15 protein-coding genes are annotated in these 13,385 nt (G+C 56.0%); 10 read left to right on the forward strand and 5 right to left on the reverse strand.

Annotated features, from left to right (window positions below):
* Both DMP17_RS02895 and DMP17_RS02900 read left to right on the forward strand, forming a co-directional pair.
* Positions 1 to 405 (forward strand): DoxX family protein, encoded by a 405-nt coding sequence (locus DMP17_RS02895; protein ID WP_337827579.1) that lies wholly within the window; start codon positions 1 to 3, stop codon positions 403 to 405.
* Positions 405 to 2,024 carry an MFS transporter gene (locus DMP17_RS02900; protein WP_337827580.1) on the forward strand — a complete coding sequence of 540 codons (1,620 nt, stop codon included), beginning with the start codon at positions 405 to 407 and terminating at the stop codon, positions 2,022 to 2,024. Before DMP17_RS02895 ends, DMP17_RS02900 begins: the two co-directional genes overlap by 1 nt.
* Positions 2,025 to 2,048: 24 nt before the next feature.
* On the opposite strand, the gene DMP17_RS02905 is transcribed toward DMP17_RS02900, so the two are convergent.
* The gene (locus tag DMP17_RS02905; RefSeq protein WP_337827581.1) at positions 2,049 to 2,978 is read right to left on the reverse strand and encodes a LysR family transcriptional regulator; all 930 of its coding nucleotides are present in this window, start codon (positions 2,976 to 2,978) and stop codon (positions 2,049 to 2,051) included.
* 749 nt (positions 2,979 to 3,727) lie between these two features.
* Here DMP17_RS02905 and DMP17_RS02910 point away from each other — a divergent pair.
* The 6 genes from DMP17_RS02910 (at position 3,728) to DMP17_RS02935 (ending at position 8,371) form a co-directional block, all read left to right on the forward strand.
* On the forward strand, positions 3,728 to 4,882 hold the full coding sequence (locus tag DMP17_RS02910) for a tyrosine-type recombinase/integrase (protein WP_337827582.1): 1,155 nt from the start codon (positions 3,728 to 3,730) through the stop codon (positions 4,880 to 4,882).
* 50 nt (positions 4,883 to 4,932) lie between these two features.
* Positions 4,933 to 5,229, forward strand: coding sequence for a type II toxin-antitoxin system TacA family antitoxin (locus DMP17_RS02915; protein WP_337827583.1), 297 nt, complete (start codon positions 4,933 to 4,935; stop codon positions 5,227 to 5,229).
* A complete protein-coding gene (locus DMP17_RS02920; RefSeq protein ID WP_337827584.1) occupies positions 5,226 to 5,720 on the forward strand; it encodes a GNAT family N-acetyltransferase in 495 nt (164 codons plus the stop codon). The genes DMP17_RS02915 and DMP17_RS02920 overlap by 4 nt, the downstream gene beginning before the upstream one ends.
* A gap of 68 nt (positions 5,721 to 5,788) precedes the next feature.
* Positions 5,789 to 6,385 (forward strand): hypothetical protein, encoded by a 597-nt coding sequence (locus tag DMP17_RS02925; protein ID WP_337827585.1) that lies wholly within the window; start codon positions 5,789 to 5,791, stop codon positions 6,383 to 6,385.
* Between the two features lie 73 nt (positions 6,386 to 6,458).
* A complete protein-coding gene (locus DMP17_RS02930) occupies positions 6,459 to 6,653 on the forward strand; it encodes an AlpA family phage regulatory protein (RefSeq protein ID WP_337827586.1) in 195 nt (64 codons plus the stop codon).
* On the forward strand, positions 6,650 to 8,371 hold the full coding sequence (locus DMP17_RS02935; protein WP_337827587.1) for an AAA family ATPase: 1,722 nt from the start codon (positions 6,650 to 6,652) through the stop codon (positions 8,369 to 8,371). Before DMP17_RS02930 ends, DMP17_RS02935 begins: the two co-directional genes overlap by 4 nt.
* Before the next feature lie 23 nt (positions 8,372 to 8,394).
* On the opposite strand, the gene DMP17_RS02940 is transcribed toward DMP17_RS02935, so the two are convergent.
* The 4 genes from DMP17_RS02940 to DMP17_RS02955 all read right to left on the reverse strand — a co-directional run bounded on the left by DMP17_RS02940 (position 8,395) and on the right by DMP17_RS02955 (position 10,087).
* Positions 8,395 to 8,667 carry a hypothetical protein gene (locus DMP17_RS02940; RefSeq protein ID WP_337827588.1) on the reverse strand — a complete coding sequence of 91 codons (273 nt, stop codon included), beginning with the start codon at positions 8,665 to 8,667 and terminating at the stop codon, positions 8,395 to 8,397.
* 70 nt (positions 8,668 to 8,737) lie between these two features.
* Positions 8,738 to 8,965: a hypothetical protein gene (locus tag DMP17_RS02945; protein ID WP_337827589.1), complete on the reverse strand. Its 228-nt coding sequence runs from the start codon at positions 8,963 to 8,965 to the stop codon at positions 8,738 to 8,740.
* Between the two features lie 193 nt (positions 8,966 to 9,158).
* Complete coding sequence (locus tag DMP17_RS02950) at positions 9,159 to 9,779, reverse strand: hypothetical protein (RefSeq protein WP_337827590.1); 621 nt, start codon at positions 9,777 to 9,779, stop codon at positions 9,159 to 9,161.
* A 104-nt stretch (positions 9,780 to 9,883) separates the two neighbouring features.
* Entirely contained in the window at positions 9,884 to 10,087 is a 204-nt protein-coding gene (locus DMP17_RS02955; protein WP_337827591.1) for a helix-turn-helix domain-containing protein, read from the reverse strand.
* Positions 10,088 to 10,260: 173 nt separating this feature from the next.
* Between DMP17_RS02955 and DMP17_RS02960 the strand changes: the two genes are divergently transcribed.
* Together DMP17_RS02960 and DMP17_RS02965 are read left to right on the forward strand one after the other, a co-directional pair.
* Positions 10,261 to 10,488: a DUF5818 domain-containing protein gene (locus tag DMP17_RS02960; RefSeq protein WP_337827592.1), complete on the forward strand. Its 228-nt coding sequence runs from the start codon at positions 10,261 to 10,263 to the stop codon at positions 10,486 to 10,488.
* A gap of 124 nt (positions 10,489 to 10,612) precedes the next feature.
* Entirely contained in the window at positions 10,613 to 13,381 is a 2,769-nt protein-coding gene (locus tag DMP17_RS02965; RefSeq protein ID WP_337827593.1) for a class I SAM-dependent DNA methyltransferase, read from the forward strand.
* Positions 13,382 to 13,385: the final 4 nt, after the last annotated feature.

Genomic DNA, 13,385 nt, shown 5'->3' on the forward strand with positions numbered 1-13,385 from the left:
ATGACCCCGGATTTTATCGCGGCGCTGGTCAGCGCGCGTTGGTTTGCCCTGTTGGCGGTGGCGCTGTTGACCTTGCCTTATTGGAGCAGCGCCATCTTCAAAACCATCCATTGGCAGTCCGGCGTTGCCGAAATGCGCGCCGCACGCCTGTCGCCAGCGCCGCTGTTCGCCGTGTTGACGATAGCGGTGCAGGCCTTGGGCAGCCTGCTCCTCATCACCGGTTTTGCGCCGTGGTTGGGGGCAGGGATGCTCGGCGGATTTACCGTCGCGGCGACGGCGATTGCGCACCCTTATTGGAAAGAACATAAAAGCGCGCTGCGCATCCAGCAACGCACGGTGGTATTCGAACATGCCGCGTTGATCGGCGGGTTGATGCTGGCGGTTGCTGTCATGGAGTATTTTTAATGTCCGACGCCGCCCCTTCGGCCACAACCCCTACGCCTGATGCGCCGCCGACCAGCGAAAAGCCGCTGGCCAATCCGGTGTTCCGCGCGCTGTGGATTGCCACGGTGGTTTCCAACATCGGCACATGGATGCACGATGTGGGGGCGAGTTGGCTGATGACCTCGCTTTCGCCCAGCCCGCTGATGGTGGCGCTGGTGCAGGCGGCAACGACGTTTCCGATTTTTCTCCTGTCGCTGCCTGCAGGCGCGTTGGCCGATATTGTCGACCGGCGCAAATTGCTGATTGCCGCGCAGGCCTTTGCGTTGGTTGCGATGGCGGTGCTGGCGGTGATGACCTATTTCGACATCACCACGGGCTGGATGCTTCTCGTCTTTACCGCCGCGATTTCGGTGGGCGGCGCGCTGTCCGCTCCGGCATTTCAGGCGATTGTGCCCGAGTTAGTGCCGCATAAATCGCTGCAACAGGCGGTGGCGCTCAATTCGCTCGGCATCAATATCGCCCGCGCAATCGGCCCGGCGGTCGGCGGCGCGATTATCGCGCTGTCGGGGCCGTGGGCGGTGTTTGCATTAAATGCCGTGTCGGTCATCGGCATCCTGTTTGTGTTGTTCCGCTGGCAACGGCAGGTCGCGCCGCGCCGCCTGCCGGCCGAACATTTTATCGGCGGGATGCGCGCCGGGGTGCGCTATGCGCTGCGTGCGCCCGAACTGAAGGTGATTTTGGCGCGGTCGATGGCGTTCTTCCTGTTTGCCAGCAGCATGTGGGCCTTGCTACCGCTGATCGCGCGGCGCGATATGGGGCTGGGGCCAGCGGGCTATGGCGCGCTGCTCACCTTCATGGGCGGCGGCGCGATTGCTGGGGCGTTGCTGCTCCCCAAAATCCGCGCGAAACTCAGCACCAACCGCATGACCTTGATCGCCTCCTTGGTGCTGGCGGTGGTGATATTCGCGCTCAGCTTTGTCAAAAGCTTTGCGCCCGCAGCGGCTATACTGACCTTTGGCGGCTTTGCGTGGATCGCGATGATGGCGGCGTTAAACGGCGGCGCGCAGGCCAGTTCGCCCGCATGGGTCAAAGCGCGCGCGCTCGCTATTTATCTCTTGGTGTTTCAGGGCGCGATGACCGCAGGCTCGACCATCTGGGGTGCCACTGCATCGCGTATCGGCATCGCCCCAACGCTTGAAATCGCCGCTATCTTGCTCGTCATCGCCACACTGTTCAGCGTCTGGCGCTTCCCTATTGGCGAGGCGGGTTCGGTCAACCTCACCCCCTCAATGCACTGGCCCGCGCCCGATATAGACAGCGACGTCGCCCACGACCGCGGCCCCGTCATGGTCACTATCGAATATAAAATCGACACGGATGCGCTTGATGATTTTAGCGCGGCGATGGCAAATATGCGCCGGATTCGCGTGCGCGATGGCGCTATCCAATGGGGCATTTATCAGGACGCGGCCGACCCGACTTTGGTGGTGGAATTTTTCACCGTCGAAAGTTGGCTCGAACATCTGCGCCAGCATGACCGCGTGACGCATACCGACAAGCTCGATCAGGATGTCGTCCACGCCTTCCACCGTGGCAGCGAGCCGCCGCGTGTACGCCATCTCATAACGCCGGATAGTTAAAAGTGTGAAGAGCGGCGCGGGGGGTTAAAGGTCTCCCGCGCCGGGCAATCCGCGATCATCTTTGCCAAGTTCTGCAAAACGGTCGAGCAGCCATGCTGCCGCTGGCCCCGGCGGATTATCGGTGCGCCAGATCCCTGCAAAACGATAAGTGCCGCCCGGATCGTCCGGCATATTGAGCCGCACCAAACGACCATTTTTCAGGTCATCCTCGACCATCGGCAGCGGCATATTGCCCCAACCGACGCCCTCCAGCAGCAGTGCATATTTGGTGCCGAGGTCTGACAACCGCCAAGTCTTGTCGCTCACCACTGCATAATTGACGCCTGCCGTTGCCTCTGACCGGTCCGTCAGCACAATCTGCATATAGTTGCGCCCTGTGCCGCTCTTAATCGCGCCCATCATCCCTAGAGGGTGACAGGGGGCGGCGACCGGCACCAGCGCGACCACACCGACTGCGCGACTGTCGATACCGGGCTTGCCGACATAGAGCGGCCCCGAAATGCCGATGCTGGCGGTGCGATTGAGCACCATAGACGTCACCGCGCCCAGCGCCTCGACATGCAAGCAAAGCTGCACGCTCGGAAATTCTGCCGCAAATTCGCGCAGCACACGGCCAAGCCTTGCACTTGGCATCATGACATCGACCACCAGATCCAATTCGGGTTCCAGTCCCTCCAGCAGCCCCTTCACCTTGGCGCGCAGTACATCGACTTCATTATTGATCGAACGGATTTCGGCCAGCACCGCGCGCCCCGCCTCGGTCAATTGCGGTTTTCTGGTCCCCTCGCGATCAAACAGCATCACGCCCAATTGCGCTTCCAGATTGCCGATACCATAGCTGATAACCGACACCGCCCGGTTCAACTTGCGCCCCGCGCCTGCAAAACTGCCCGTGTCCACAATGGCAAGGAATATCTGCAACTGGTCAAGCGTAGGCGTGCCGGGCGTGGTCATGGGCGCATTTCTTTAAAAGAGGAGGCCTGACCTATACAGATTTTAAGTAAAAATCCTAATGGCCGGTAGGTTCATGATGGACAGTGCGGCTGTGCGCAGCATTGGCAAGGCCCGTAATTTCACAAGAAATATGGTGCCGGCTAGAGGATTCGAACCCCTGGCCCCCTGATTACAAAATTTCTCTTTTATATCAATATATTAACGCAAGATGTCGCATATTGTTCTATAGATTGCAAGTGCCAATATCTTGGGGTGGAGCAGGTCGTTTCAGGAAACTTCAGGTCTAAGCAGACAAACAAGGGCATCCAATACCCCTGTGGGACCCATATGAAAGATCGGTGATTTTCCGGGTATCAGGATGTGGGAGGTTTGGCCGGACAGTGTTGCGAGTGTGCGGGCAAAATCCTGCATAAGTGATACGTCATGATGTGTCAGGAAAATCCTTAAACCCTATAAGGTTGCCGCTTCCGTAAAGATGGATGATCGATAGGTTGCCATTTATTGAAGATGCGTTCGCTTTGGCTTGATGCTTGACGCTCACGCATTTCATTGAGACTTAAAACTGCAGAATAGTATCACGCTATCAGGTGCGCTCGCCGTCATAGATATTCGGTCTAAACCACCCCCCGGTCGTGGGTGCGTATGATGCAGGCTGCACCTTTCTGACGCAGGTTAAGTCTCGGTCAGGATTTCCTTTGAGATTGCCGAAAACCTATGATTATTGAGGTGTCATTCGAAAGGAATGACACATGCAAAAAGCCCTTACTGACAAGACGATTGAAGCCTTCAAGCCATTGGATAAGCGGTATGAGGTCCATGACCTACGCTGTCCCGGCATGTCGCTGCGCGTGGAAAAATCCGGTCGCAAAACCTTCTATGCACGGTTTCGTTATGGGGTTGAGCAAAAGCGGATGAAGTTGGGTGTTTATCCCCGTCTGTCATTGGCAACAGCGCGGGAGAAGGCCAACGACCTGTTGCGGCAGGTCGATGAAGGCGTTGACCCAACAAAGCGCCGCCGCGTTGCCAATATGCGCGTTGATGCGGTGTGCCGTCAGTTCATCACCCTCCATGCACAGGCGCGCAATCGTAGCTGGCGTGAGGCGGAACGGATATTGGAACGCGAGTTTATCACGCCATACGGCCAACGCGATATCCGCGACATCAAACGGTTTGATGTGTTGGAAGTGATGGACGCAGCGATTGAGCGCGGATCATCCTATCAGGCCAACCGCATCCTCTCGCATGTCCGCAAATTCTTCAATTGGTGCGTCGAGCGCGGGATTGTTGATGTCAGCCCGATTATCGGCCTGAAAGCCCCGACCAAGGAACAGTCGCGCGACCGCGTATTAAGTGATGATGAGGTTGCCCGATTGCTGAGGGCGTGTGAGAATGAAATGTATCCGTTCCGCTATTTCATCCCGCTGTTATTGGCGACTGCACAGCGCCGAGGCGAGTTAACGCAAATGCGGTGGAGCGAAATCGACTTTGAAGAAAAGCGGTGGGTGATCCCGGCATCACGCGCCAAGAACGGCAATCCCAATGCAGTGCCGCTCAGCGATTTCACGCTTGGCATTCTGAGCACTATGCCCCGCTATGCTGATTGTGATCTGGTGTTCACCACGACCCGCGACACGCCGCTGAGCGGCTTTACCAAGATGCGCAAACGCTTGTCGGAACGGTCGAACACGTCAGGTTGGCGATTGCATGATCTTCGGCGTACCGCAGCGTCGGGCATGGCACGAGCAACAGTTGCACCGCATGTCATCGAAAAGGTGTTGAATCACGTCAGTGGCACGATTTCGGGCGTTGCGGCCATCTATAATCGTTATGGCTATGACGCCGAAAAGGCTGATGCACTGGAGAAATGGGGCGAAAAACTGTCCGGCTTAGCAGGTCAAAAATAGATACACAGTGTGTATCATATGTGGTATGATCGCTCCGAAAGGAAATTGCTATGGATATGTCCCCGGATCGGGCGAACCGAGCGCACGAGCTGAAAGCTGTGAATTTGCGCGTCCGTGAGGAAACACGTGCGCTAATCGACAAGGCAGCCAGCATCCAAGGACGCTCGCGGACTGACTTCATGATTGAGGCAGCGCGCCGTGCCGCTGAAGAAGCCATTCTTGATCAGCGGGTCATCATGGTCAGTCGGGAAAGCTATGATCACTTTCTGGCGGTCTTGGAGCGCCCGCCCGAAGTGAACGAAAAGCTGCGTAAACTCATGCGGACAAAAGCGCCTTGGGATCAGTGACCGGGCTGACTGTACCGGCGCTACTCGCCGATCATCATATTCTGGATGAATTTAGGTCAGGCGTTTCGACGCTTGACGACTGGTTGCTCCGGCGCGCTCGCCCTAATCAAATCGCTGGCGCAAGTCGCGTCTTCGTCACCTGTGATGGCGAGAGGGTTGTTGGATATTATGCGTTGGCGTCGAGCGCCATCGCGTGCGGCGATGCCACAGGGCGTATGCGGCGTAACATGCCCGATCCGATTCCGGTCGTCGTGCTCGCGCGATTGGCCGTCGATGAAGCTTATCAAGGCCGGAAGATCGGACGGAGCCTGATGCGCGACGCCGCCATGCGTGTCCTTGCGGCCGCCGGGGAGATTGGTATTAGGGGCCTTGTTGTCCAAGCCATTTCCGAGGATGCCAAGGCCTTCTATCTCAATATGGGCATGCTGCCGTCGCCCACCAATGACATGACGTTGATGATCCCGCTTGGCGATCTGGAAGCCGCCTTGTGAGACATGCGGTGTCCCGTGCCAGCTTCGCGCATTACTATTGGGCTGAAGGGTGAGAGAGACTCGATTTGATGACCAGTATAGCGCCGCAACCTTACCGCTCATTCGGCAACTATCTGACACTTGCCGATGCGGTTGTTTTGGTGGGCGCTGCTTGTGTTAACGGCTGGCGCAAAAATGATCCTGACGCGTCGAATGAAGGCGCGATACAGCGATATGCCGATGCCGTTCAGCGACTCACCATGTGGCTCACTGGCGCCGAGGTTTCAGCATGGACAACAGATGATGAAGGGGCGTGGGTGCCAATTGATCGCACGTCCGCATCCAAGCCCTATTTTGATATCGATGTTAAGCGGTCAGCCTTCAAATATGCGCCCGATGATTGGGCGGCGATGTTTATTGACCGCACGTCGCTTACGACACATCTGAACAGCATCACCAAGGCCAAACCCAGGACCAACAGTTTTCGTTGGCAACAGGTGTCCGCGATAGCGTGGAAGGAGGCGCTGGACATGCAGCACCCACGTGAGCGGCAACCGCTTTTGATCCGAATTCAATTGCGGTGCGACAGAGAGTTGAACTTTGAACCCGGCGAGAAAGAGTTGGGGCCGGTGGTTGATGACATCATCCGGCACCTTGAAGGCCGTAACCTGTCAAGGGACGTTTAGGACCGACAAATGCCCTTTTTCGCGGGGGTGATTTCCGCATAATTGATCTGCTCCACCACAAATGGAGTATCTTATGCAAAACCCAATTCTCTATGATCGCCTTGATTTGCGGCGTCGTGGCATCAAACTTTCAAACTCATCGTTATTGCGTATGGAGGCTTTGGGCGTGTTTCCAAAACGCAAATATCTCTCCACCCGAACCGTGGTATGGGATGCGGAAGCTATCGATCAACATATCGCCACGCTGACATCGCGAGGTGAGCGATGACGAAGACTAAACTCACACCTCTGGCGAAACGGAAATTGGGGGCGGCTTTCGCCGCCCTTGATGCATATATGCGCGTACTGGCGCTGCAACCGCGATCAAAAGTGCCCGATACGCGATTTTGTCCAAACGGTGCCGATAGTGCGACGGATGATCGCAAGACGGTCAGAGCGTGGTTACGCGAAGACCCGTCGATCAATCTTGGCGCGGTAATGAAAGGGTCGCCCATATTGGTGATCGATGTCGATGGTCCAGCGGGCGAGGCGGCATTGAAAGGCTTCGGTTCGCTGCCCGACACACGCGAAACCCAAACCCGCGATGGGCGGCACCTCTATTTCCGTCATGACGGGAAGATAAAGGGCAGCAAGATCGGGTTAGAACCCAAACTCGATATCATCGCGTCGGGCTATGTCGTGCTGCCGGAATCGTCCCATCCAGAAGGTGGGCGGTACAAATCGGACGACGTTGACGCACCGATTGCCAAATTGCCGGGAAAGGTCGCCAAAGCGATATTGGCGTACAGAAAGCCCAAGAAGGCAGCCAAGCCCGATAACGGCAGCTTGCGTGAAGGGTCGCGCGACAATCGTCTGACCAGTCTTGCCGGATCATTCCGGCGTCAGGGTTTTGACGATGCCGTTATCACGACCGCACTTCACGCGGTGAATGACGAACATTGCAAGCCGCCATTGCCCGACAAGGACATTGAGCGCATCGCGTCGAGCGTCATGCGCTATGATCCGGCGGACGATGAGTTGTTCGACAGCATGGCCAATGTCACACCGCGCGATGTCGATTTTCTGGTCGAACCCTATTTCGTGCGCGGAGCGATCAACTTGCTCGAAGGCGACCCCAATGTCGGCAAGACCTATTTGCTGTGTGAATTAGCAGCAGCAATTTCGAGCGGCCGTGCGTTGCCGGGACAGACAAAATCGAAACCGGGCAATGTGTTGTTTATGAGCGCCGAGGATGACCCGGAAACAACCTTGGTCAAACGGCTGATGCGGATGGATGCCGATCTATCGCGGATCACCTTTTCCAAAAAATTCTTTCGATTGGAGGAGGAAGCGCTGGGTTGGATCGAGCGACATATCGTGGAGAAGCAGGCGGCGTTACTCATTCTCGACCCGCTGCTCGCATACATGCAAGGCGGCATCGACATGAACAAGGCGAACGAAACCCGCCCCTTCATGGCGCGGTTGGCTGAATTGGCAAAGGCCACCAACGTCACTGTGATCGCGCTCAGGCATCTGACCAAGGGCGAGAAGGACAAGGCGATCTTTCGTGGGCTTGGGTCGGTGGATATCACAGCGGCGGCGCGGTCGGCGGTGTTGATCGGCCAGCATCCGGAAAATGACGAGCTGCGGGTGATGGTCCACATCAAGCATAATCTGTCCGAACGCGGCCCGTCACAGCTTTATGCGCTGGTCGATGGAGACCGCGACAAGCGCATCATCCCGCGTGTCGCATGGCAGGGCGAATGTGAGTTGGGACCCGAAGACTTTCTCAAATCCAGCGAGAAGGTCGGCCGTCCCGATACCGAGGTAAAAGCCGCTGTCGAGTTCCTCGAAACGGCGCTGGCCAAGGGCGAACGCCGGATCAAGGATGTCATTGCCGATGGAGAAAAACGCTCCCATTCGGCCCGCACGGTGCGCCGCGCGGCGAAGCAATTGGGCGTAGTCAAGACCGGTCAAAGCTGGAAACTGGCCAATATTATCCTATAGGGGAGTATTGGCCAGTTTTGGCATTATCGGTCGACGGACAGTGCCTTTCGAGCTTCTTCCAGCGCCTTTGACCCTGCAGTCCATTGCCAAGGCTGGCGGGCGACATGCTCTTTACCAAGGTTGGGATATTGCCGCGTCTGTTTAGCCGCAAGGCGTAGCAACATGCGGGCGTCGCGGGGCGGCAGTTTCATTTCGTTTGCCAATTGATCGAGGGTGATAAGCTCCGGCTTGCCGCCCTCGGCTTGGATGGCGGCGTTCGGTGCGGGGTTCGGCTTTGCGGTTTCAATCGCGGTCATGTCGTTCGTTCCTTTCATTGTGAACGACATTTCCATTAAGATGGGTTGGAAAGGCGTGTCAGGAGAAATCCTAGAAATCCTCGTCGATTTCCATCAACGGGATCGAGAATGACGCTTTTCCATCGGTAAAGACATATTCATCGTCGTCGCTGCCAATCGCGAACGTATAACGGTGCCCGTCCACATCAATATGGATGATCTCGCGCGGCGCGTGGATCACCTTGATCGCCGCACCGGGAAACAACGCCTGTGCACGGGATAACAGGTGCAATCGGTCGCGCGGTTCGTTGTTGGACATGATGGCTTCCTTCCGTTAACCATCCTCCCAATAAAGTCACGGATGCGGCGATGTCAGGAAAAATCCCGCGCATGATCGGCTGATTTCTGCATGGGTGTCGGTGCGTGAAATTGCACAATCCGCACAGGACCCGCTGATAATGAATCAGGTTGTCTTGCCTTCTCAAACCACGGCAATCGGACTCTCAGAAGCTTTACAGATCGGCGCTGGGCATCCGTCGGGTACCAGACCTATCGGCAAGGTTACGCAGTCGATCAAGGTAGAGCGACTTAGCTTCAAACACGGCGTCACGCCTTTTCTGTATCAACCGCCAGCGTTTAGCGCCGCGTGGACGAGCGAAGCGATAATCGCCATCAATCTGCCGATTGAATTTGCGCGCCTTACGCCGTGCCCGCGAAAGATCATCTTCACTCTGGCTGGCATAGGTAAGCCTGTGGGCCTTGCGCGATGCAAATATCCCATCGACAAGGAATAGCTGCTCGCACCGCACACCAATGATAGGGCAGAGAAAGTAGACACGATAGCCACCATAAGGGCAGGGGACACACTTCAACGCCGCCCGCTGCACATCACGGCGGCCATCGGCCCCGGACATCACAAAGCGTATCGACGCATCATCAATATCGCTGATGTCGATAAATATTTGCGCGCTCACCGTCTCTGGAGCCTGATTTCGCCAATGCAATATGTCATATGTGCATTCACCGGCATTGATCAGCCCCGCGCGCTTTAATATGCGTAGATCGATGCAAGGGAATTGCTCAACGGCTCCACGTGTAACCGTGCGCCGCCGTCCGGAATTGATGCCGCCCATGTTGGCCTCTCATTCTGGGTGTGTATGTCGCTTGTGCTGGACATTATACGAAATTGTCTGGCCAAGATCAGGCGAAACCCCGGCTGTGCAGTCCAGCTATACAGCTAATCGAGTAACCGCCCCGGCGTTACACCTAAAGCCACGGCCAGCTTATCCACCACAGTAATCGTCGGATTACGCGCGCCGCGTTCAAGGTCACTGACATAGGTCCGATGCAGCCCCGCCTCTTCGGCAAAATATTCCTGCGACCACCCTTTCTCCTGACGGAGCAGGCGCAGATTACGGGCAAGGCGCTGACGGATATCCATGGGTCATCAATGCACCGATATGTAGTCAATCGGTCTACAGACAATCAGTAACATTTGCCTTTGTAAGACCGCCACGATTTTCTTATCAATGTCACGGATAGGCTACATCACGAGGTGGATATGCAAAAGCGAATTGCGATATGCCGTTAGGAACGCTGCACACAATCGAGGGCGTGATCCGACAAGAGCCACGACGCATCATCATCAATGTCCACGGTGGCGGCACATGGGAACTCGAACCCTCCCGCCTTGTCACCCGCCATATCGACCAATCCGTCACCCTTGAAGGTGTCCGCACCGGCTATGACCGCGTCGAGGTCGTCCGTATCAAACGCGATGGCGAAGATTGGCCACCAGAGCAAAGTTGGACAAAGTGGTTTGAGAGGTGGCGACAGCAATAAGCTCCGAGCCCTCCATAAAAGCCGTGACGGCTAATTCTGTTCCTGCTAGGTTCCTTGCACAAAGAATCGGATAGAGGACGTAATCAATAGCTCTCCATCCGTCGAGGCGGATAGTAGGCGTTGAATGAATGCAGTTGAGATTGAGGAAGCGGTTTCGGAGCTGGCGAGCGCCCCCTTCGACCCTGCCGAGTTTCCGTATCAGTTTCTCGCAGCGTTCGGAAACAAGGCGACCACGATCAAGCGGCTGCGCGATGGCGCGTCGAACAAGTCTGACTTAGCTGGCCCTCGAGGCGGCGTCCTCCAAACGAACAACATCCATCTCGCTGTTGCACAGACGGGCGAGGTCTCGCAGACACTCGCCGCGCTGAAGGCAAGCCCGGCAACCACACGTACCAAGGCGAAGTTCGTTCTGGCGACCGATGGCGACACGCTGGAGGCAGAGGATTTGGCGTCGGGCGAAACCGTCGCCTGCGCCTATGCAGAATTTCCCGATCATTTCGGTTTCTTCCTGCCCTTGGCCGGGATCACCACGGTAAAGCAAATCCGCGAAAGCTCGTTCGACATTCGGGCGACCAGCCGCCTCAACCGGCTCTATGTCGAACTCTTAAAGGACAATCCCGATTGGGCGGCTGCCGATCGCCGCCCGGACATGAACCATTTCATGGCGCGGCTGATCTTCTGCTTCTTCGCGGAAGACACTGACATTTTCCATTCCAGCTATCGCTTCACCGACACGGTGGCGAAAATGAGCGAGCGGGACTCATCGAACACGCATGAGGTGATGGCCGAACTGTTCCGCGCGATGAACACCAAGATCGCCGATCGGCAGAGCGCCGGGATAGCCCGCTGGGCGGACCCATTCCCTTATGTGAATGGTGAGCTGTTCTCAGGCAGCACGGATGTGCCGCGCTTCAGCAAGATTGCGCGATCCTATTTGCTCCATATCGGCAGCCTCGATTGGAAGAAGATCAACCCGGACATCTTCGGGTCGATGATTCAGGCGGCCGCGGATGACGAGGAGCGCGGCGCGCTGGGGATGCATTACACCAGTGTTCCTAACATCCTGAAGGTGCTGAACCCGCTGTTTCTCGATGATTTGCGTGAAAAGCTTGAGGAGGCGGGGGACAATGGGCGTAAGCTGCTCAACCTTCGCAACCGCGTCGCCAAAATTCGCGTCTTCGATCCGGCCTGCGGCAGCGGCAACTTCCTTGTCATCGCTTACAAGGAAATGCGGGAGATCGAGGCGGAGATCAATCGACGACGCGGCGAGCGTGACCGGCGCACGGATATTCCGCTAACCAATTTTCGGGGCATCGAGCTTCGCGACTTTCCGGCGGAGATCGCCCGCCTCGCGCTTATCATCGCGGAATATCAATGCGATGTACTTTATCGCGGGCAGCAGGAGGCGCTTGCCGAGTTCCTGCCGCTCGACAGCCAGAATTGGATCACCTGTGGCAATGCGCTGCGGCTCGACTGGCTGAGCATCTGCCCGCCTACCGGAACTGGCGTGAAATTGGTTGGAGACGACCTATTTGAGACGCCTCTCGATCAGGCTCAAATCGATTTCGAGAATGAGGGAGGTGAAACTTACGTTTGCGGAAACCCGCCGTTTGCAGGACTCACGAAACAAACTAAAGCCCAGAAGGCTGATTTAGGTCATGTTTTTTCTGGGACTGAGTACGGTGCCTCCTCCGTCGATTACGTGTTGGGTTGGTACCATAAAGCAGAGCTTTACACGCAAATGCAGCCAGCGCGATTTGCTTTCGTCAGCACCAATTCGATTTGCCAAGGTCAGGCGGTACCGAAATTCTGGAGGCACTTGTTAAAACGCGGTGTTGCAATTCGGTTTGCGCACGTATCTTTTATCTGGAAGAATCTTGCCAAAAGTAATGCAGGGGTAATTGTTGTAATTGTCGGGCTTGATCGTGAGGCAAGCGGGAAGCGGACTATATATTCTTCCGATAAAAAAATTGAGTGCGACTACATAAATCCTTATCTGACTAGCGCTCAAATTGAGGTGGTCGAAGAGAGCGCGGCTCCACTGCACAAGCTACCGCCACTGATAAGGGGAAGCATACCTAATTGTGGAGGAAATCTGGTTTTGTCAGCTCAGGAGCGAGGGGAGTTACTGAGCGCATCGCCGGAGGCTGGGGCCTTGCTTAAACGCTATGTCGGTGCGCAAGAAATCTCAAAAGGCATTGTGCGTTACGCGCTCCTCATTCCAGATGCCGATCGCGTTCAAGCGGAAGCCATTCCTGCGGTCAATCAGCGCATTTTGAACGTCAAAACTACGCGCTTAGCGAGTACGAAAGACAACACCCGCGATTTCCTTTCGGAATACCCTCACCGTTTTGAGTTGATAAGCTCGACCGGAGCAGCGTCTTCCGTTGCTGTTTCGCGCACTACGTCGGAAAATCGAGAGTATCTCGCAACTGAGCTTCTACCGAAAGGAACTATCGCTAACGACAACGCTTTTTTCACCGAACAAGAACAAAGGTTGGTATTCTCAATAATTGTTAGCAAGCTTCACCTTTCTTGGATCTCCGCAATTTGTGGTCGAATGAAGAATGATTATCGATACGCCAACACTCTGGGCTGGAACACCTTCCCAATTCCGGCCTTAACCGATAAGAACAAGGTTGATCTGATCCATTGCGCTGAGGACTTATTGCTTGCTCGAGAGGCGCATTTTCCGGCGACGATAGCTGAGCTTTACGACGCCAAAGATGGCGAAAGCAAAATGCCCGCCGATCTGCGCGAGGCGCATGAGCGCAATGACGAGGTGCTGGAGCGCATTTATATTGGACGGCGCTTCAAGAATGACACCGAGCGACTGGAAAAGCTGTTTGAACTTTACACCAAAATGACCGGAACCAAATCAAAGGCACATTGAACGG

It is taken from the genome of Pseudonocardia sp. TMWB2A, from assembly GCF_017312135.1.

Excerpts from the sequence above, each read along its gene's own strand:
- DMP17_RS02895 (WP_337827579.1), top strand. The coding sequence starts at position 1 with ATGACCCCGGATTTTATCGCGGCGCTGGTCAGCGCGCGTTGGTTTGCC.
- DMP17_RS02900 (WP_337827580.1), top strand. The coding sequence starts at position 405 with ATGTCCGACGCCGCCCCTTCGGCCACAACCCCTACGCCTGATGCGCCG.
- DMP17_RS02905 (WP_337827581.1), bottom strand. The coding sequence starts at position 2,978 with ATGACCACGCCCGGCACGCCTACGCTTGACCAGTTGCAGATATTCCTT.
- DMP17_RS02910 (WP_337827582.1), top strand. The coding sequence starts at position 3,728 with ATGCAAAAAGCCCTTACTGACAAGACGATTGAAGCCTTCAAGCCATTG.
- DMP17_RS02915 (WP_337827583.1), top strand. The coding sequence starts at position 4,933 with ATGGATATGTCCCCGGATCGGGCGAACCGAGCGCACGAGCTGAAAGCT.
- DMP17_RS02925 (WP_337827585.1), top strand. The coding sequence starts at position 5,789 with ATGACCAGTATAGCGCCGCAACCTTACCGCTCATTCGGCAACTATCTG.
- DMP17_RS02930 (WP_337827586.1), top strand. The coding sequence starts at position 6,459 with ATGCAAAACCCAATTCTCTATGATCGCCTTGATTTGCGGCGTCGTGGC.
- DMP17_RS02935 (WP_337827587.1), top strand. The coding sequence starts at position 6,650 with ATGACGAAGACTAAACTCACACCTCTGGCGAAACGGAAATTGGGGGCG.
- DMP17_RS02940 (WP_337827588.1), bottom strand. The coding sequence starts at position 8,667 with ATGACCGCGATTGAAACCGCAAAGCCGAACCCCGCACCGAACGCCGCC.
- DMP17_RS02945 (WP_337827589.1), bottom strand. The coding sequence starts at position 8,965 with ATGTCCAACAACGAACCGCGCGACCGATTGCACCTGTTATCCCGTGCA.
- DMP17_RS02950 (WP_337827590.1), bottom strand. The coding sequence starts at position 9,779 with ATGGGCGGCATCAATTCCGGACGGCGGCGCACGGTTACACGTGGAGCC.
- DMP17_RS02955 (WP_337827591.1), bottom strand. The coding sequence starts at position 10,087 with ATGGATATCCGTCAGCGCCTTGCCCGTAATCTGCGCCTGCTCCGTCAG.
- DMP17_RS02965 (WP_337827593.1), top strand. The coding sequence starts at position 10,613 with ATGAATGCAGTTGAGATTGAGGAAGCGGTTTCGGAGCTGGCGAGCGCC.